At 56.5% G+C, this 17,462-nt stretch carries 18 protein-coding genes; 11 read left to right on the top strand and 7 right to left on the bottom strand.

The genetic code is table 11. The annotated features are described in order from the left end of the window. The first annotated feature begins 43 nt into the window (after positions 1-43). On the top strand, positions 44-1,054 hold the full coding sequence (locus H7R56_RS16160) for a LacI family DNA-binding transcriptional regulator (RefSeq protein WP_106924512.1): 1,011 nt from the start codon (positions 44-46) through the stop codon (positions 1,052-1,054). Between the two features lie 4 nt (positions 1,055-1,058). Here H7R56_RS16160 and H7R56_RS16155 read toward each other — a convergent pair whose 3' ends face one another. After that, entirely contained in the window at positions 1,059-1,679 is a 621-nt protein-coding gene (locus H7R56_RS16155; protein WP_106924511.1) for a glutathione S-transferase family protein, read from the bottom strand. 232 nt (positions 1,680-1,911) lie between these two features. On the opposite strand from H7R56_RS16155, the gene dacC reads away from it, so the two are divergent. Beyond that, on the top strand, positions 1,912-3,114 hold the full coding sequence (gene dacC / locus H7R56_RS16150; RefSeq protein WP_106924510.1) for a serine-type D-Ala-D-Ala carboxypeptidase: 1,203 nt from the start codon (positions 1,912-1,914) through the stop codon (positions 3,112-3,114). A gap of 7 nt (positions 3,115-3,121) precedes the next feature. On the opposite strand, the gene deoR is transcribed toward dacC, so the two are convergent. Together deoR and ybjG are read right to left on the bottom strand one after the other, a co-directional pair. Further along, positions 3,122-3,880 (bottom strand): DNA-binding transcriptional repressor DeoR, encoded by a 759-nt coding sequence (gene deoR / locus H7R56_RS16145; RefSeq protein WP_106924509.1) that lies wholly within the window; start codon positions 3,878-3,880, stop codon positions 3,122-3,124. 71 nt (positions 3,881-3,951) lie between these two features. Beyond that, positions 3,952-4,560: an undecaprenyl-diphosphate phosphatase gene (ybjG, locus tag H7R56_RS16140; RefSeq protein WP_106924508.1), complete on the bottom strand. Its 609-nt coding sequence runs from the start codon at positions 4,558-4,560 to the stop codon at positions 3,952-3,954. 273 nt (positions 4,561-4,833) lie between these two features. Between ybjG and H7R56_RS16135 the strand changes: the two genes are divergently transcribed. Further along, positions 4,834-6,069 carry an MFS transporter gene (locus H7R56_RS16135; protein WP_106924799.1) on the top strand — a complete coding sequence of 412 codons (1,236 nt, stop codon included), beginning with the start codon at positions 4,834-4,836 and terminating at the stop codon, positions 6,067-6,069. 87 nt (positions 6,070-6,156) lie between these two features. Here the strand turns inward: H7R56_RS16135 and H7R56_RS16130 are convergent, their stop codons facing one another. After that, positions 6,157-6,969, bottom strand: a complete 813-nt coding sequence (locus H7R56_RS16130; RefSeq protein WP_182928306.1) for a Cof-type HAD-IIB family hydrolase — start codon at positions 6,967-6,969, stop codon at positions 6,157-6,159. Further along, complete coding sequence (locus tag H7R56_RS16125) at positions 6,969-8,171, bottom strand: MFS transporter (protein ID WP_106924506.1); 1,203 nt, start codon at positions 8,169-8,171, stop codon at positions 6,969-6,971. The genes H7R56_RS16130 and H7R56_RS16125 overlap by 1 nt, the downstream gene beginning before the upstream one ends. An 81-nt stretch (positions 8,172-8,252) precedes the next feature. Here H7R56_RS16125 and H7R56_RS16120 point away from each other — a divergent pair, with 81 nt between their 5' ends. Beyond that, positions 8,253-8,798, top strand: a complete 546-nt coding sequence (locus H7R56_RS16120; protein WP_106924505.1) for a TetR/AcrR family transcriptional regulator — start codon at positions 8,253-8,255, stop codon at positions 8,796-8,798. 342 nt (positions 8,799-9,140) lie between these two features. On the opposite strand, the gene H7R56_RS16115 is transcribed toward H7R56_RS16120, so the two are convergent. Next, positions 9,141-10,829: an aspartate:alanine antiporter gene (locus tag H7R56_RS16115; protein WP_106924504.1), complete on the bottom strand. Its 1,689-nt coding sequence runs from the start codon at positions 10,827-10,829 to the stop codon at positions 9,141-9,143. A gap of 274 nt (positions 10,830-11,103) precedes the next feature. On the opposite strand from H7R56_RS16115, the gene H7R56_RS16110 reads away from it, so the two are divergent. After that, positions 11,104-11,490 carry an inner membrane protein YbjM gene (locus H7R56_RS16110; RefSeq protein ID WP_106924503.1) on the top strand — a complete coding sequence of 129 codons (387 nt, stop codon included), beginning with the start codon at positions 11,104-11,106 and terminating at the stop codon, positions 11,488-11,490. A gap of 33 nt (positions 11,491-11,523) precedes the next feature. Here H7R56_RS16110 and H7R56_RS16105 read toward each other — a convergent pair whose 3' ends face one another. Beyond that, complete coding sequence (locus H7R56_RS16105) at positions 11,524-11,787, bottom strand: GrxA family glutaredoxin (RefSeq protein WP_035894505.1); 264 nt, start codon at positions 11,785-11,787, stop codon at positions 11,524-11,526. A 210-nt stretch (positions 11,788-11,997) separates the two neighbouring features. Between H7R56_RS16105 and H7R56_RS16100 the strand changes: the two genes are divergently transcribed. From H7R56_RS16100 to potG, 6 genes are all read left to right on the top strand, one after another. After that, complete coding sequence (locus H7R56_RS16100) at positions 11,998-12,276, top strand: DUF1418 family protein (protein WP_106924502.1); 279 nt, start codon at positions 11,998-12,000, stop codon at positions 12,274-12,276. Beyond that, the gene (gene nfsA / locus H7R56_RS16095; protein ID WP_106924501.1) at positions 12,260-12,982 is read left to right on the top strand and encodes an oxygen-insensitive NADPH nitroreductase; all 723 of its coding nucleotides are present in this window, start codon (positions 12,260-12,262) and stop codon (positions 12,980-12,982) included. The genes H7R56_RS16100 and nfsA overlap by 17 nt, the downstream gene beginning before the upstream one ends. Before the next feature lie 177 nt (positions 12,983-13,159). Then, positions 13,160-14,062 carry a 30S ribosomal protein S6--L-glutamate ligase gene (gene rimK / locus H7R56_RS16090; protein WP_106924500.1) on the top strand — a complete coding sequence of 301 codons (903 nt, stop codon included), beginning with the start codon at positions 13,160-13,162 and terminating at the stop codon, positions 14,060-14,062. 125 nt (positions 14,063-14,187) lie between these two features. After that, on the top strand, positions 14,188-14,667 hold the full coding sequence (locus tag H7R56_RS16085) for a type III secretion system chaperone family protein (protein ID WP_106924499.1): 480 nt from the start codon (positions 14,188-14,190) through the stop codon (positions 14,665-14,667). 406 nt (positions 14,668-15,073) lie between these two features. Further along, positions 15,074-16,186: a spermidine/putrescine ABC transporter substrate-binding protein PotF gene (gene potF / locus H7R56_RS16080; protein ID WP_106924498.1), complete on the top strand. Its 1,113-nt coding sequence runs from the start codon at positions 15,074-15,076 to the stop codon at positions 16,184-16,186. A 140-nt stretch (positions 16,187-16,326) separates the two neighbouring features. After that, the gene (gene potG, locus H7R56_RS16075) at positions 16,327-17,460 is read left to right on the top strand and encodes a putrescine ABC transporter ATP-binding subunit PotG (protein ID WP_106924497.1); all 1,134 of its coding nucleotides are present in this window, start codon (positions 16,327-16,329) and stop codon (positions 17,458-17,460) included. The last annotated feature ends 2 nt before the right edge of the window (positions 17,461-17,462 follow it).

The raw sequence follows: 17,462 nt of genomic DNA, 5'->3' as shown, positions 1-17,462 counted from the left end.
CGTTGGATAACTGTGCTATAGTCGGCGACGTCAAGGAGTAATCATGCAGAAAAAAAATAAGATAACGATGAGTGATATCGCCAGGGAAGCCGGTGTCTCGCAGGCGACCGTTTCGCTGGTGCTCAACAATAGCCGCGCCATTCGCCTGAGCGATGCCACGCGCGAGCGGGTATATGCCGCCGCGCAGGCGCTGGGCTATCAGAAGATTATCGTGCCGCACCGTCAGGACGGGCAGGAAGAGATAGCCATGCTGCTGTGCGGGATGCCGAACTATGACCCGTTCGTTGACGCCATTAGCGAAGCCAGCAGCACCGCCTGGCAGCGGGATACGCTGCTGAGCGTGTACGACTATGGCGACGATATGGAGCTGGCTGCGCAGATTCTGCGCCAGCTTGATCGACGCAACTGCGCAGGTGTGATCCTGGCCAGCTCCGTGACGCGCGCGTTTGATTTTTCACCCTTTGAACCGTTGCTGAATAAGCCGGTGGTGCTGCTGAATCAGTACGATCCTCATCGTCCGCTGCTGCCGACCTTTTTGCCGGACGATCGGGCTAACGCCTGCCAGACGGTCAACCATCTGCTGGCGCAGGGTGTGACGCGTATCGCCCACATCATGGGCGATGAGTGGATGGACGCCAGCGTGCTGCGTCTGGAAGGCTATCGTCAAACGCTGGAACAGGCGGGGATCGCGGTCGATGAGGCGCTCATCAAACAAACCGACTGGTCGCTGGACGCGACCTTTAAAGCCACGCTGGAGCTGATGCGTCTGCCGCAGCCGCCGCAGGCGATTTTCTGCGCCAGCGACTGGATGACGCTGGGCTGCTACCAGGCGCTGGCCACCTTAAACGTGTCGATTCCGGGAGACGTGCTGGTGTGCGGTTATGACGATCAGCGCATTGCGCACCAGCTGACGCCAGCGTTAACCAGCGTGCAGCTGGCTTATAATGAACTGGGCAGAATGGCGGTGAGTTACCTGTGCGAGGGCGACGATACCGCCGCGCACATCCGGCTGGTGGGGAAATTACAGGTGCGTGGCAGCAGCCAGCGCACCTGAGGGGCTAGCTGACCGGAATCATCACCACCTCGCGGAACGCCGGGCGCTCGGCGAGCTGCTGATACCAGCGGGTGAGATGCGGGCGCGGCTGCCAGGTGTTGACCGTTTCCAGCAGGTTATAGACGAACGGCGCGACGGCAATATCGCCCACGCCAAAGCGGTCGCCAGACAGCCAGCGCTGCCCGGCTAGCGTGTTGTCGAGTATCGCTAGCAGCGGCTCGCAGGCGACGATCGCGCCCTCAATCTCCGCCATGTTGCGCTGCTCGGCGGGGGTTCTCACCAGCCCGATGAGAATCTTACGGTGCACCGGCGACAGCGTCTCGTTGGCCCAGTCCATCCATTTTTCGCTTTTGGCGCGCGCGATCGGTTTGCTCTGCCACAGCCTGTCCGCGCCATACTGTGCCGCCAGATAACGCACGATGGAATTGGACTCCCACAGCACGTCTTCGCCGTCCTTTAGCATCGGCACCAGGCCGTTCGGGTTGAGCGCCAGGTAGGCCGCGTCGCGGTTCACGCCAAAGCCCTGGCCCGCCATAATCTGCTCGTAGGGCAGGTCGAGCTCGGCCAGCGTCCAGCGTACTTTCTTCACGTTTGTTGAATTATTTCTTCCCCACAGCGTAACCATAGTCACTCCCGTTTTTTTCGCGAAAGTTCAATGTGAGCCAAAGTTAACGCTTACGCAATCTTGATCAAAAAAAATGTCAGGTTTTAAGCACAAGCCGGGGATCTTGCGTAAACTTAAAAAACTTTACCAACTCACTGTTTCTTTGAGAGAGTTTCTACGCTATTACTCACGGCCTGGTGCAACACGGTACTGTCGTGGCGTGTTTTTGGGAATGGATACTTGGGTGGCTTCTATGATGTGTAACGCTAACGCCTTTCGCAGCCTGATGGCAGGCTCTGTGCTTTTACTTTTGGTCGCGCCGATAGCGCAGGCGGCAGAGCAGCTTCCTGATGCTCCGGCCATCGATGCCAGGGCGTGGATTTTAATGGATTACGCCAGCGGTAAGGTGCTGACGGAAGGCAATGCCGATGAAAAACTGGATCCGGCCAGTCTGACAAAAATCATGACCAGCTACGTCGTCGGCCAGGCGCTGAAGGCGAATAAAATCAAGCTGACCGATATGGTGACCGTGGGCCGCGACGCATGGGCCACCGGCAACCCGGCGCTGCGCGGGTCATCGGTGATGTTCCTCAAGCCCGGTGAACAGGTTTCCGTTGAGAACCTGAATAAAGGGGTGATCATTCAGTCGGGTAACGATGCCAGTATTGCCATCGCTGACTACGTCGCCGGCAGTCAGGACTCTTTCGTTAGCCTGATGAACGGCTATGCGCAAAAAATCGGCCTGACCAATACCACCTTTAAAACCGTGCATGGCCTGGATGCCCCGGGGCAGTACAGTACGGCGCGTGATATGGCATTGCTGACCAAAGCGATGATTCACGATGTGCCGGAAGAGTACGCGGTACACAAAGAGAAAGAGTTCACCTTTAACAATATCCGCCAGCCGAACCGCAACCGCCTGTTGTGGAGCAGCAACCTTAACGTCGACGGGGTGAAAACCGGCACGACGGCCGGGGCAGGGTATAACCTGGTCTCGTCGGCTACTCAGGGCGATATGCGGCTGATTGCCGTGGTGCTGGGCACCAAGAGCGATCGCGTGCGCTTTAACGAATCGGAAAAACTGCTGACCTGGGGCTTCCGCTTCTATGAAACCGTCACCCCAATTAAACCAGATGCCACGTTCGTCAGCCAGCGCGTGTGGTTTGGCGATAAGAGCGAAGTGAATCTGGGCGCCGGTGAAGGCGGGTCAGTGACCATTCCGAAAGGCCAGTTGAAAAACCTGAAGGCCAGCTTTGCGTTGACCCAGCCTCAGTTGACGGCGCCGTTAACCAAAGGTCAGGTGGTCGGGACCATTGACTTTAAACTCAACGACAAAACCATCGAGCAGCGCCCGCTGATCGTGATGGAAGCCGTCGAAGAGGGTGGTTTCTTCAGTCGTATGGTGGATTTCGTGTTGATGAAATTCCACGACTGGTTTGGCAGTTGGTTCGCTTAATCGCCGACTAATACAGCAGCGAGATTTGCTGCTGTTTCGCCAGCGTCACCAGCTCGTCGTCCGGGCAGATGTCGCTGGCAATCACATCAAAGCGCGTCAGGTCGCCCATGCGGGCAGGGCGCACTTTGCCAAATTTGCTGTGATCCGCCACCAGCACGTGATAGCGCGACTGGCGCATCGCCCAGTGCTTCACCGGCAGCTCTTCAAGGTTAAAACAGGTTGCCCCCATCTCAACGTCGATACCCGCCGCAGAGTAGTAGGCGATGTCCGGACACAGGTGCGACAGCGTATCTTGCTCGCTGATCGGTTTGAAAATGGCGTTGCTGGCGTGAAACTCACCGCCGCAGAGAATCGGCCGGCAGTGAGGTTTATCCTGTAGCGCAAGGAACGTGTTCAGCGAGTAGCACACGGCGGTAAAGGGTAGGTCATTATCAATGGCGTCGATGATCCACGGCGTGGTTGTACCGCAGTCAAAAAACGCCATCTGGTGCGCTTTTAACAGCTTTGCCGCATGACGCGCCGCCAGCTTCTTTTCTTCGACCAACCGCGTTTTCTGGTCGCTGAGCAGGTAGTGCGGCACGCTGCGTGGTTCCAGCACCACGTAACCACCCAGCAGAACCACCGGGCCGCTCTCGCTGTTCAGATCGCGACGAATGGTCATTTCCGACACGCCAAGCAGTGCCGCCGCTTCTTTAAGATGCAGCTTGTCGCTACGTTTCAGTGCCTGAATCAGTTGACCAATTCGCTCGTCGCGTCGTGTTTCCATAGTGCCTCTGATGGACGTGTCCCGGCAAAAAGGCCGGGGTTCAGCGCGCTATTTTACCTGCGTGCGCGGTGCTAGTCACGTACCCAGCCTTTACGAATTGGCAGGGAGAACACCAGACGATAAATCTGCTGCAAACGCGGGTAAACCGCCGCGCCGATGTACTGCCAGAGCATTTGTGCCACCAGGCAGCCAACGAGGCCGCTGAGGAAACCGCCCAGCATATCCATTGGCCAGTGCACGCCGAGGTAGACGCGAGACCAGGCAATGGCCACGCCAATGGCCATCAGCACCAGGCCAGACCACAGTCGATGCCAGAACAGGAACGCCAGCGCGAAGGTGAAAATGACCGTGCCGTGATCGCTGGGGAAAGAGTTGTCGGGCGCATGATGCAGGAACGTGTGGCCGACGTTCGCCACAAAAGGACGGGCGTGCGGGAACAACTGCCCCATTGTCCAGGACAGCGTCAGGCTGACGGCAATAGCCAGTGCTACCTTGACCACCAGGTGCCGCTGGGCGTGGACCTGCTTACGTTCTCCCCACAGCCACATGGCGGCGGCGAGCAGCGGGACAATCAGAATCAGATCCTGTGCGATAAAGGTCGCTAATGCTATCTCCCAAGCCGCAGAGGCGGGCGTGGCGTTGATCAGCAAAAACAGCGTGTTATTCAGGTTTTCCAGCATAACGTTCCGGCTTTATAGATGACGGTTTGATGACAGCTACCTTAAAAATCCTTTTCCGGACGGTAAAGCGGCATTGTCTGAATCGCGCTACCGTCGTGCAAGTGACTGATATTAAGGTGGCGTATGGCGTGGGTACAGTATAGCGTGCGCTACCTTAAGCCAATCTTAACAACATCAATTTGTGCGAAATCGTTAATTGACGTGATAATTAACTATCACCACTACTGTGCATTGATTAAACTTGCGCGTTTTTATAATGGTTACGAGTCATCTATGGATACTTCCTCTCCTTCCCGGAAACGCTTAGGGCGCAAGGCGATTCTGTTTCCGCTTTGCCTCGTGCTCTATGAATTTTCCACTTATATCGCTAACGATATGATTCAGCCCGGAATGCTGGCGGTGGTGAAAGAATTCAACGCCGGCGACGAGTGGGTGCCGACGTCCATGACCGCCTATCTCGCGGGCGGCATGTTTCTGCAATGGCTGCTGGGGCCGCTGTCCGACAGGATTGGCCGCCGCCCGGTGATGTTGACCGGGGTCATCTGGTTTATCGTGACTTGCCTGGCCACCCTGATGGTGCAAAATATTGAACAGTTCACCTTCCTGCGTTTTTTACAGGGCGTCAGCCTGTGCTTTATTGGCGCGGTAGGGTATGCAGCGATTCAGGAATCTTTTGACGAAGCCACCTGTATAAAAATCACCGCGCTGATGGCTAACGTTGCGCTGATTGCGCCTCTGCTGGGGCCGCTGGTGGGGGCCGCATGGATTCACGTAGCGCGCTGGGAGAGCATGTTTGTGCTCTTCGCGGTACTGGCGGTCATCGCCTACGTGGGGTTGCATAAAGAGATGCCGGAAACGGCGACCCGCATTGGTGAGAAGCTGTCGATTAAAGAACTGGGGCGCGACTATCGCGAAGTGCTCAAAAACGGCCGTTTCGTGGCCGGAGCGCTGGCAACGGGGTTTGTCAGCCTGCCGCTGCTGGCGTGGATTGCGCAATCTCCGGTTATTATTATCAGTGGCGAACAGGCCAGCAGCTATGAATACGGGCTGCTGCAGGTGCCGATTTTTGGCGCGCTGATCCTGGGCAATCTGGTGCTGGCACGGTTGACCTCACGCCGTACGGTACGTGCGTTGATCATCGCCGGTGGCTACCCGATTATGTTTGGCCTGCTGTTGGCCTCCGTTGCGACGGCGGCGTCGTCCCACGCTTACCTGTGGATGACCGCCGGGCTGAGCTTCTACGCCTTCGGGATTGGCCTCGCTAACGCCGGGCTAGTGCGTCTGACGCTATTTGCCAGTGAGATGAGTAAAGGAACGGTGTCGGCGGCAATGGGCATGCTGCAAATGCTGATCTTTACCGTAGGGATTGAGCTGAGTAAGCATTGCTATCTGCTGGGCGGCATTGGCTTATTCAGCCTGTTTAATCTGGCGGGTGGCATACTGTGGCTAGTGTTGATGGTGATGTTCCTGCGGGATAAAACCGTCGGCAGCGGCTTACAGCCAGGATAATAGTCCGGCCGGATAAAGCAACGCCGCCATCCGGCAGCCGGAATGAAATGGCCCGATAGCGCTTTGCTTATCGGGCCTGGCGTTGGGTCAGGCAAACGGCGCTTCGCCTTTCAGTACCTTATCGATAATGGCCAGTACGCCTTCCTCGTTATTGTGCGGTGCAGCATAACCGGCAACGGCCTTCACCGCGTCGGCCGCGTTGGCCATCGCGAACCCGAAGCCGGCCTGGCTTACCATCTCGATATCGTTGCAGCTGTCGCCAAACGCCACGACTTCATCGTCACGGATCCCCCAGCGCGCCTGCAGCAGGCTCAGGCCGTGGGCTTTATGTACGCCCGGCATGATCAGATCGATACTACCGTGGCCGGTGGTGACCGCGGTGAGCATATGGCCGAGCTGGTTATCAAGCAGCACCTGCATTTGCGGCACCTTGTCGTCCGGAATATTGAGGGCGAACTTGAGGATGGTGTCATTAAGGCTATCGAAATTCTCCACCCGTTCCAGACGGTGATAGTAGTGGGCCGCGATATCATGAAAGCGCGCATCATACTGTTTCAGCGTGTAGGCACTCTGTTTTCCGCAGGCGATAATCTCGATTTCCGGACGCGTTTGCAGGAACGCTACGATCTGCTGGAAACAATCGCGCGGCATGTCGCAGTTAAAGATATCTTCACCGGCATCCCGTACCCAGCCGCCGTTCTCAGCGACGAACGCGATCTCACCGGCGATCTCCGGGAAGAACGACGCTAATTGATAGTACTGGTTGCCGCTCGCGACCACGAAGCGAATCTGCTGCGCTTTCATCTGCGCATACTGCTGAAGAAAACGCGCGCGGTTATAGGTTTTTTTGTCGCTTAAAAACGTGCCATCCATGTCGACAGCGATCAGTTTAACGCTCATCAATGACTCTCCATTACAACGCGGGGCTCGGGTTTGGCCACCGCTTTCGCCACCAGAGCGGCAATCAGAACCAGCGACAGTACGGCCAGCATGGCGCTACGCAGGCCGTAATGTTCGCCAAGGAAGCCGAGCAGCGGCGGCCCGACCAGGAACGCCAGATAGCCGGTGGTGGCGACCACGCTGACGCGGGTAGGCGCATCCGGGCCGGTATCGCTGGCGGCGGAAATGGTTAGCGGGAAGCCAAGCGAGGCGCCCAGCCCCCAGAGGATCACCGAGACGCCGGCAACCCAGGCGCTGTCGACAAAGATAATCAGCGCGATGCCCAGCGCTCCCATCAGCGCGCTGGCGCGCACGACGGTGACGCGGCTGTAGCGGTCGATAAACCAGCCGCCGGTAAAGCGTCCCACGGTCATCCCCAGCGTGAAGCCCGCGTAAATCAGCGAGCCGGAGGCAGGGCTAAAGCCGTGACCGTCAACCATCAGCAGCGGCAGCCAGTCGTTGGCCGAACCTTCGGCGAAGGCCATTGCCAGCACCACCACGCCAATCAACATCAGCTGCATATCGCGCCAGAAAGGCACGCCTTTTTCCTGATGCTGCGCGTCTTCAGCGACGTTTTTGCCGGTGCCGTCGGGAATGGCCTTGATGGCGATAGCGATGGGGGCGATTCCCACCAGCGCTGCCAGCAATATATGCCACATTGCCGGCAACCCGAAGGCGGTAACCGCCATGCCGACGCCCGCGCCGACCAGCGTACCGAAGCTGTAAAAGCCGTGCATCATGGGGAGCACGGTTTTTTTCATCTCGCGCTCGACGGCCGCGCCTTCCACGTTGATGGCCACCTCCGCCGAACCGAAGCTGGCGCCAAAAATGGCGAGCCCCACGGCGAAGATCCACGCTGAAGCTTCATGTAGCGCCAGGCTTAAAATCATCATTCCGAAGATAGCGCATGACATGGTGGTACGAATAACCGCCCGGGTCCCGAATCGTTTCACTAAAAACGCCGAACAAAGGATGCCGCTCATTGAACCAATCGACAGGCCAAACAGCACGATGCCCATTTCGGCGGTAGAAACGGACAAAATATCGCGGATCGCCGGCGTACGCGTGGCCCACGAGGCCATTAATAAACCGGGTAAAAAGAAGAACATAAACAGCGCCCACATGCGCAGCTGCAGGGTTTTACGGGAGGTTAAGGTTGTCATCCATTCGCGTCGGGTCGGAAAGTGTGCAGACAACACTAACAAGGTTGTGTACATTTGTACATAATCAGAAAGAGGAGAATTATGGCTCGCCGACCGAATGACCCGCAGCGCCGGGAGCGCATCCTTGACGCCACGCTTGAGACCATCGCAACCCATGGGATCAGTGCGGTTACGCACCGAAAAATCGCGACCTGTGCCGACGTGCCGCTGGGCTCGATGACCTATTATTTTGACGGCATCGATGCGCTGCTGGGCGAAGCATTCCGCACGTTTACCGAGCGAATGTCAGAAGAGTACAGCGCCTTTTTTGCCCGCGTAGAGACGCCCGCCGATGCCTGTGATGCCGTGGCCGAGCTGATTTTCACCAGCCAGGTGACCACCCCCAGAAATATGACCCTGATGTACCAGCTTTACGCGCTGGCAAGCAGTACGCCATCGATGAAAGCGATTATGCAAAACTGGATGCAGCGCAGCCAGCAGACGCTGGCGCAGTGGTTCGATCCGGTAACCGCCCGCGCGCTGGACGCATTTATTGAAGGGATGACGTTGCATCTGGTCACCGACCGCCAGCCGCTGGCGCGCGAGGATATTCGCAAAATGGTCGGGCGTATTGCCGGAGAGAGTTAAGGCGCGCCGTCGGCAGCAAAATGTGAGCATCGTGCCCTGTGCGGCATCAACCTGCAACATAAGACAACGCGTGATTGTGACGCTCTTAATCCGTATGAATTAAGGGAAAGAGGATCCGCGCGATGGGCGAAGGGGTGTTTTTAACTTATTGATAGTTAGATTGTTGGTGAAGTTCAGGCAACAAAAAACCCATCAACCTTGAACCAAAGATGGCGGGGTTGATGGGCTCCACAAAATGGGGACATCAAAGAAAAGCAGTGGCACTAATTAAGACTCACACCCTGATAAAAAGTTCTGCATTGCGCAAAAATATTTTTCTTTTCTTTGTTTTTGTGGTCAGGGCTAGCCCCCAAGCCCTGGCCAGATAATGATGATAAGCGTACCGGCAAGCGTTAATAACACGTTGGCTATCGCGTAAGTGCCCGCGTAGCCGAGCGCCGGGATGTTGCTGCGCGCGGTGTCGCTGATGATTTCCATCGCCGGGGCGCAGGTGCGCGCGCCCATGATGGCACCGAACAGCAGCGCGCGGTTCATGCGCAGCACGTAGGCGCCAAACAGGAAGCAGATAACGACCGGGATCAGGCTGACAAACAGACCCGCCACCAGCATCTGGCCGCCAACGACGCCGAGACTTTTGCCAATGCCGCCGCCTGCGCTCAGGCCAACGCCCGCCATAAACACCATCAGGCCGAACTCTTTGACCATGTTCAGCGCGCCCTGCGGAATGTAGCCGAAGGTCGGGTGGTTGGCGCGCAGGAAACCGAGCATGATACCTGCGAACAGCAGCCCGGCGGCGTTACCGATGCCGAAGTTAAAGTTGCTGAACTGGAAGGTGATCATGCCGATCATCAGGCCGACGATAAAGAAGGCACAGAAGGCCAGCAGATCGGTCACCTGGCTGTGGATGGACACAAAGCCGATGCGATCGGCAACGGTTTTCACGCGGCGCGCGTCGCCGCTCACCTGCAGCACGTCACCTTTGTTGAGCACGATGTTGTCGTCGATTGGCATTTCAATCTGGCTGCGAATCACGCGGTTAAGGAAGCAGCCGTGGTCGGTCAGCTTCAGCTGCGCCAGGCGACGGCCCACCACATTGTGGTTTTTCACCACGATCTCTTCGGTAACGATGCGCATATCCAGCAGGTCGCGGTCGAAGACCTCTTTACCGTTACGGAAGCTGGGGTCCAGGCGCGCGTGCGCGTCCGGGTAGCCCACCAGCGAAATTTCATCGCCCATTTGCAGCACCGCATCGCCGTCGGGGTTGGCGAGAATGCCGTTGCGGCGGATACGTTCGATATAGCAGCCGGTCTGGCGATAGATGCCCAGCTCGCGCAGATTTTTACCGTCAGCCCACGCCACCAGCTCCGGCCCCACGCGGTAGGCGCGGATGACCGGCAGATACACTTTACGATTGGTGTCGGTGTCCAGGCCGCGCTCGCGGGCGATTTGCTGGGCGCTGGTCTGCAGATCCTGATGCTGGAACTTCGGCATATAGCGGGCGGCAACGATCAGGCTGACTAGGCCAATCAGGTAGGTCAGCGCATAGCCAAGGCTCAGGTGATCCTGTGCCTGAGCCAGCAGAGTACCTTCCATGCCGGAGTGGCGTAGGGTATCGCCCGCGCCCACCAGTACCGGGGTTGAGGTCATTGAACCGGCGAGCAGACCCGCCGTCAGGCCGATATCCCAGCCGAAGAGTTTACCCAGCCCCAGCGCAATCAGCAGCGCGCTGCCGACCATCACCAGGCCCAGCATCAGATAATTTTTGCCGTCGCGGAAGAAAATAGAAAAAAAGTTCGGTCCGGCTTCGACGCCGACGCAGAAAATAAACAGCATAAAGCCCAGATTCAGCGCGTCGGTGTTAATACTGAAATGCTGCTGCCCTAATAACAGCGAGACCACTAAAACGCCAATGGAATTACCAAGTTGGATGGAGCCAAGACGTAATTTGCCAAGACAAAGCCCCAGCGCTAATACCACGAATAATAACAGGATGTAATTCCCATTTAACAAATCTGCGACGTTTATATTCACGGAATCTAACTTATCGTTTACCAGTAACGTGTTGAAAGAAATGGCTATTTGGTCTACCTTTGGACCAAGGGCGGTGGTAGGCTTGCTGCTATCCTGTACCCAAAAATAACCAGAAAATAGCGTTCAGTAGTTTAATCGTTCCTGATCGTTACGGCTAGCAACAATCGCTTTTAGCACCGAAGTGTTTTGGCAAGGAAAGCCAGAAACTTTATCTGACTGGGCGTCCGTAAGGGCGATAAATGGAGTTTGATAGAGAATTTTTCAGGAGATGCGTGTGAGGAATGAACGCGGTTGGGCAGGTATAATCTGCTGCTTTTTACTCTTTATAGTGGTTTTCTTTTCACTGGTTCTGCACGTGAAGGGTGCCTTTCGCGCATCCGGAAATCCTGAACTGGGCCTGCTGTTTTTTATTATTCCTGGCGCCGTGTCGAGCTTTATCTCTCCGCGTCAGCGGGTAATGCTTCCGCTGGTGGGGGCCATTCTGGCAGCACCCATTTGTCTGGTGTTGACGCGGCTGTTTTTCGATAACGGCGGGTCGTTCTGGCAGGAGCTGGCGTGGCTTTTCAGCGCTGTTTTCTGGTGTGCGCTTGGCGCGCTGTGCTATCTGTTTGTCAGCTCAATGCTGCACGACAAGCGACGGGAAAACAAACGCCCGCTGTAGGCGCGGGCGTCGTGGTGTTATCGGCAGAGCGACTCAGGCAAACAGGCCAAGATTCTCTTTCGCCCAGGCTTCAAAATCCGTGCAGCCGCCGATGTGTTTCTGGTCGACGAAAATCTGTGGCACGGTTTCCACCGGTTTACCCACGGTTTTTTCCAGATCGGCTTTGGTGATGCCTTCCGCGTGAATGTCTACGTAACGGTAGTTAAAATCGTCGCGTTCCTGAGTCAATTTCTCCGCCAGCTCTTTTGCACGAACGCAGTAAGGGCAGCCCGGACGACCAAAAATTACGGTAAACATAGTGTCTCTCCTCAAACGAGCGGAATAATCAACGTGCCTGTCGGCGAATGGCGCTTATGATGCCGCGCTCAGCAGCGGAGGGAAAGAAGGTTCTGCCTGTTACTCTGATTCATCCAGGCTATGTTTGGCTAATTATTTTTCCCCGGCTTGCCGTTATACTCGACGTAAATTGGCAAGATAAAAACGCGAAAGGTTCACAGGAGAAGAGGCATGCGTACGCTGGGAGCACTACCGAAAAGCGTATTGATACTGGAGGCCATCGGGATGGTGGTACTGGCGGTGGCCTGGCTATCGCTCAATCAGTACATTACGCTGCCGACGCCGTTGGCCAGCCCGCTGGCGGCGGTGATCATGATCTTCATTGGCATTGCGCTGATGCTGCCCGCCGCTGGCGTTCTGTTTTTGGGGATTGCCCGTGCCGCAGCGCCGCAGCTGATGAATCCTGGTTCCGCGCGAAAAAAGGAAAAAAATGATGACACCGACGATTGAAGTTCTGCTCAACCACCGCTCTATCCGTCAGTTTACCGACGAGCCCATCAGCGATGAACAGCGTGCGGCGATTATCGACAGCGCGCGGGCAACGTCCAGCTCCAGCTTTTTGCAGTGCACTTCTATTATCCGCATTACGGATAAAGCGATGCGCGAGCAGCTGGTTGGCCTAACCGGCGGGCAGGCGCACGTGGCGCAGGCGGCCGAGTTTTGGGTGTTCTGCGCCGACTTTAACCGCCATTTGCAGATTTTACCTGACGCACAGCTGGGCCTGGCTGAGCAGCTGCTGCTGGGCGTTGTTGATACCGCGCTGATGGCGCAAAACGCGCTTACTGCGGCGGAGTCCCTGGGGCTGGGCGGCGTGTACATCGGCGGCCTGCGCAACAATATTGAAACGGTTACCGCGCTGCTTAAGCTGCCAAAACATGTGCTGCCGCTGTTTGGTCTGTGCCTGGGCTGGCCGGCCAGCAACCCGGATCTCAAGCCGCGCCTGCCTGCCGCGCTGCTGGTGCATGAAAATCACTATCAGCCGATGGACCGTGAGGTGTTGGCGCAGTACGACGAAGATCTTGCCCGGTACTATTTGTCCCGCAGCACCAATGCCCGCCGCGACACCTGGAGCGACCATATTCGCCGTACGCTTATCAAAGAGAGCCGCCCGTTTATTCTGGATTATCTGCACCAGCAGGGGTTTGCTACGCGCTGATTTATCCTGCCCGATGGCGCTTCGTTTTTCGGGCCTGCAAGAGAAGGCACGGCCGGGTATGCACTGTGCTACCCGGTGGCGCAAATGCCAGAATCTGTGTCTGGACGCAAGCATCCATCGATGTGAAAGCGGTATGATACGCTGATTTTTAAGCGGCTTTTTTTGGAGAGGTAAAGGGTGAAAATCGCCATTTTGTCCCGGGATGGAACGCTCTACTCGTGCAAGCGTCTGCGTGAGGCCGCCCAGCGTCGCGGCCATATTGTTGACATCCTCGACCCGCTGTCGTGCTACATGAACATCAACCCGTCGGCGTCGTCGATTCATTACAAAGGCCGCCAACTGCCGCATTACGATGCGGTGATCCCCCGTATTGGCTCGGCGATTACCTACTACGGTATGGCGGCGCTGCGGCAGTTTGAAATGCTGGGCAGCTATCCGCTCAACGAATCGGTGGCGATTACCCGCGCCCGCGATAAGCTGCGATCGTTGCAGCTGCTGGCGCGCCAGGGGATCGATCTTCCCGTCACTGGCATCGCCCATTCGCCGGACGACACCAGCGATCTGATCGACATGGTCGGCGGCGCGCCGCTGGTGGTGAAGCTGGTCGAGGGGACGCAGGGCATCGGCGTCGTGCTGGCCGAAACCCGTCAGGCGGCGGAGAGCGTGATCGACGCCTTTCGCGGTCTGAATGCGCATATCCTGGTGCAGGAGTACATCAAAGAAGCCAAAGGGCGTGATATCCGCTGCCTGGTGGTGGGCGATCGGGTCGTTGCCGCGATTGAGCGCCGGGCGAAGGAGGGCGATTTCCGCTCTAACCTGCACCGCGGCGGCGTGGCGACGGTCGCCGACATTACGCCTGCCGAGCGCGAGGTGGCCATTAAAGCCGCTCAGACGCTTGGCCTCGACGTGGCTGGGGTGGATATCCTGCGGGCGAAACGCGGGCCGCTGGTGATGGAGGTTAACGCGTCGCCGGGGCTGGAAGGGGTGGAAACCACGACCGGTATTGATGTCGCCGGTAAGATGATCGACTGGATCGAGCGTCAGGCCCACCCCGGTTTTTGCCTGAAAATCGGCGGCTAGTGCGGCTTTCGTAGTATGTAACGCTTTTTTTGCGTAAGCTATACATCATCTCGTCTGATACCGGGCGCTGCCCGGTAGCATGTTTTTTCTGGAATGTTACTTTACCGCATGAGGTCATAGGCAATATGGATTCTCTCGTCGTCCCGAGTCTGGATAAGTTACGTCAGTGGCTCGACGAAATGGGCATGAGCTTTTTTGAGTGCGACACCTGCCAGGCGCTGCACCTGCCGCATATGCAAAATTTTGATGGTGTCTTTGATGCCAAAATTGACCTCATTGATAACGTCGTGCTTTTCTCGGCGCTGGCCGAGGTCAAACCGTCGGCGCTGCTGGCGCTGGGGGCCGATCTCTCTGCCATCAATGCCAGCTCGCTGACCGTCAAAGCGTTTCTGGATATGCAGGATGATAATCTGCCGAAGCTGGTCGTTTGCCAGTCGTTGTCCGCCTCGGTGGGCGTGAGCTTTGAGCAGTTTGCGGCCTTTGTGCAGCAAAGCGAAGAGCAGGTTTCGATGGTGATTCTTGAGGCTTCCGCCCAACAGCTACTGTATAAGCCGGAAGAGGAAGAGCTGCCGCCGGAAGATATCCAATACCATTTTCTTCACTAATCCTCCCCGCTAAATAGCGCAGTCACTGCCACGGTGGCTGCGTATTACATGCATTTATTCTACTCTTAACCTCTTTTTAAAGATTCTTTCACTACCTGATTGGCGCTTTTGGCTTATCGGATAGAGTGATCTTGCATAAAAAATTGATAAAAGGCGTTTTTTACACTGACCTATAGCCTCCGGGCCGGGCTACAGTTATTCTTGCGACATATCGGTGCACCCCCTAATTATTGCCAGTGATAATCATAGTTGGCGAGAATTTTGCATCGATAGCGCGAGCAATGACTGCAGGGGAGCCCGGTCTCTTCTCTTTCATGCAGTACGAAAAAATATGCATGATTTCTGCATACTCTAAATTGCGTATATTTAGTCCGTTTGTTAACGGGCGCTGAGAAGGATAAGAGATATGGCCGCCTTAAATAAAAAATGGTTAACAGGTCTGGTGACGGGTGCGCTGATGGCTGCCTCGGCAAGCGTGCTCGCTGCAGAACAAAAAACGCTGCATGTCTATAACTGGTCCGACTATATCGCGCCGGATACCGTGGCGAATTTTGAAAAAGAGACCGGGATTAAAGTCGTATACGACGTCTTCGACTCCAACGAAGTACTGGAAGGTAAACTGATGGCGGGTAGCACCGGTTTTGATCTGGTGGTGCCGTCGGCAAGCTTCCTGGAACGCCAGCTCACCGCCGGCGTGTTCCAGCCGCTGGATAAGAGCAAGCTGCCAAACTGGAAAAACCTCGATCCGGACGTGCTGAAGCTGGTGGCGAAGCATGACCCGGACAACAAATATGCGATGCCTTACCTGTGGGCGACCACCGGTATTGGCTACAACGTCGATAAAGTCAAAGCCGTGCTCGGCAAAGACGCGCCGCTGAATAGCTGGGATCTGGTGATGAAGCCGGAAAACCTGGAAAAACTGAAGAGCTGCGGCGTCTCCTTCCTCGATGCGCCGGAAGAAATTTTTGCCACCGTGCTGAACTACCTGGGCAAAGATCCTAACAGCATGAAGGCCGATGATTACACCGGCCCGGCGACCGACCTGCTGCTGAAGCTGCGCCCGAACATTCGCTACTTCCACTCCTCACAGTACATTAACGATCTGGCCAACGGTGATATTTGCGTGGCGATCGGCTGGGCGGGCGACGTCTGGCAAGCAGCGAACCGCGCGAAAGAAGCGAAGAACGGCGTCAACGTTTCTTACTTCATTCCAAAAGAAGGGGCACTGGCGTTCTTCGATGTCTTCGCGATGCCTGCTGATGCGAAAAACAAAGACGAAGCCTATCAGTTCCTCAACTATCTGATGCGTCCGGACGTGATTGCCCACATCAGCGACCATGTGTTCTATGCCAACGGCAACAAAGCATCAACGCCGCTGGTCAGCGCCGAAATTCGCGATAATCCGGCGATTTATCCGCCGGCTGACGTCTTCGCCAAGCTGTTCACGCTGAAAGTCCAGGATCCTAAAATCGACCGCGTCAGAACGCGTGCGTGGACCAAAGTGAAAAGCGGGAAATAATCCTTCACCTTGCTGGTGAGGGTATTGCACCGGGGCAGTGCAGCTGCCCCAATCTGGACGCCTGCCGGACGGCGGGTGTCCAGGGGTTGATATGACAACCGGGTCATATTGATATTCGTATTTTGCCGGAGAGCACCAGATTGAACGACGCTATTCCCCGCCCACAGGCGAAAACCCGCAAAGCGCTGACCCCGCTGCTGGAAATCCGTAATCTGACCAAATCCTTCGACGGCCAGCACGCCGTAGACGACGTTAACCTCACGATTTATAAAGGCGAAATTTTTGCGCTGCTGGGCGCATCTGGCTGCGGCAAGTCAACCCTGCTGCGCATGCTGGCGGGTTTTGAGCAGCCGACCGCCGGGCAGATTATGCTCGATGGCGTCGATCTGGCGCAGGTGCCGCCGTATCTGCGGCCAATTAACATGATGTTCCAGTCCTACGCGCTGTTTCCGCACATGACCGTTGAGCAGAACATCGCCTTTGGCCTGAAGCAGGATAAGCTGCCGAAAGCGGAAATTAACGCCCGCGTCGCCGAAATGCTGGCGCTGGTGCATATGCAGGAATTTGCGAAGCGCAAGCCGCATCAGCTTTCCGGCGGCCAGCGTCAGCGCGTGGCGCTGGCGCGAAGCCTCGCTAAGCGTCCGAAGCTGCTGCTGCTGGATGAACCGATGGGCGCGTTGGACAAAAAGCTGCGCGACCGGATGCAGCTGGAAGTGGTGGATATTCTTGAACGCGTGGGCGTGACCTGCGTGATGGTGACCCACGACCAGGAAGAAGCCATGACCATGGCCGGACGTATCGCCATTATGAACCGCGGCAAGTTTGTCCAGATTGGTGAACCGGAAGAGATTTACGAACACCCGACGACCCGCTACAGCGCGGAGTTTATCGGCTCGGTCAACGTCTTTGAAGGGCTGCTTAAACGGCGCGACGAAGATGGTCTGATCATTGAGTCGCCGGGGCTGGTGCATCCGCTGAAGGTTGACCCTGACGCTTCCGTAGTGGACAACGTACCGGTGTACGTCGCCCTGCGCCCGGAAAAAATCATGCTCTGCGAAGACCCGCCGGCGGACGGCTACAACTTTGCCGTCGGGGAAGTTGAGCACATTGCCTACCTCGGCGATCTCTCCATTTATCATGTCCGCCTGAAAAGCGGCCAGATGATCAGCGCGCAGCTGCAAAACGCCCACCGTTACCAGAAAGGCTTACCGACCTGGGGCGATGAGGTACGTTTGTGCTGGGATGCTGACAGCTGCGTGGTATTGACGGTTTAGGA

The organism is Klebsiella sp. WP3-W18-ESBL-02, from assembly GCF_014168815.1.
Taxonomy (GTDB): Bacteria; Pseudomonadota; Gammaproteobacteria; order Enterobacterales; family Enterobacteriaceae; genus Kluyvera; species Kluyvera ascorbata_B.
Note: the sequence above shows the minus strand (reverse complement) of the source record. Positions and strands in the feature narration are given on the sequence as shown.

Excerpts from the sequence above, each read along its gene's own strand:
- H7R56_RS16160 (WP_106924512.1), top strand. The coding sequence starts at position 44 with ATGCAGAAAAAAAATAAGATAACGATGAGTGATATCGCCAGGGAAGCC.
- H7R56_RS16155 (WP_106924511.1), bottom strand. The coding sequence starts at position 1,679 with ATGGTTACGCTGTGGGGAAGAAATAATTCAACAAACGTGAAGAAAGTA.
- dacC (WP_106924510.1), top strand. The coding sequence starts at position 1,912 with ATGATGTGTAACGCTAACGCCTTTCGCAGCCTGATGGCAGGCTCTGTG.
- deoR (WP_106924509.1), bottom strand. The coding sequence starts at position 3,880 with ATGGAAACACGACGCGACGAGCGAATTGGTCAACTGATTCAGGCACTG.
- ybjG (WP_106924508.1), bottom strand. The coding sequence starts at position 4,560 with ATGCTGGAAAACCTGAATAACACGCTGTTTTTGCTGATCAACGCCACG.
- H7R56_RS16135 (WP_106924799.1), top strand. The coding sequence starts at position 4,834 with ATGGATACTTCCTCTCCTTCCCGGAAACGCTTAGGGCGCAAGGCGATT.
- H7R56_RS16130 (WP_182928306.1), bottom strand. The coding sequence starts at position 6,969 with ATGAGCGTTAAACTGATCGCTGTCGACATGGATGGCACGTTTTTAAGC.
- H7R56_RS16125 (WP_106924506.1), bottom strand. The coding sequence starts at position 8,171 with ATGACAACCTTAACCTCCCGTAAAACCCTGCAGCTGCGCATGTGGGCG.
- H7R56_RS16120 (WP_106924505.1), top strand. The coding sequence starts at position 8,253 with ATGGCTCGCCGACCGAATGACCCGCAGCGCCGGGAGCGCATCCTTGAC.
- H7R56_RS16105 (WP_035894505.1), bottom strand. The coding sequence starts at position 11,787 with ATGTTTACCGTAATTTTTGGTCGTCCGGGCTGCCCTTACTGCGTTCGT.
- H7R56_RS16100 (WP_106924502.1), top strand. The coding sequence starts at position 11,998 with ATGCGTACGCTGGGAGCACTACCGAAAAGCGTATTGATACTGGAGGCC.
- nfsA (WP_106924501.1), top strand. The coding sequence starts at position 12,260 with ATGACACCGACGATTGAAGTTCTGCTCAACCACCGCTCTATCCGTCAG.
- H7R56_RS16085 (WP_106924499.1), top strand. The coding sequence starts at position 14,188 with ATGGATTCTCTCGTCGTCCCGAGTCTGGATAAGTTACGTCAGTGGCTC.
- potF (WP_106924498.1), top strand. The coding sequence starts at position 15,074 with ATGGCCGCCTTAAATAAAAAATGGTTAACAGGTCTGGTGACGGGTGCG.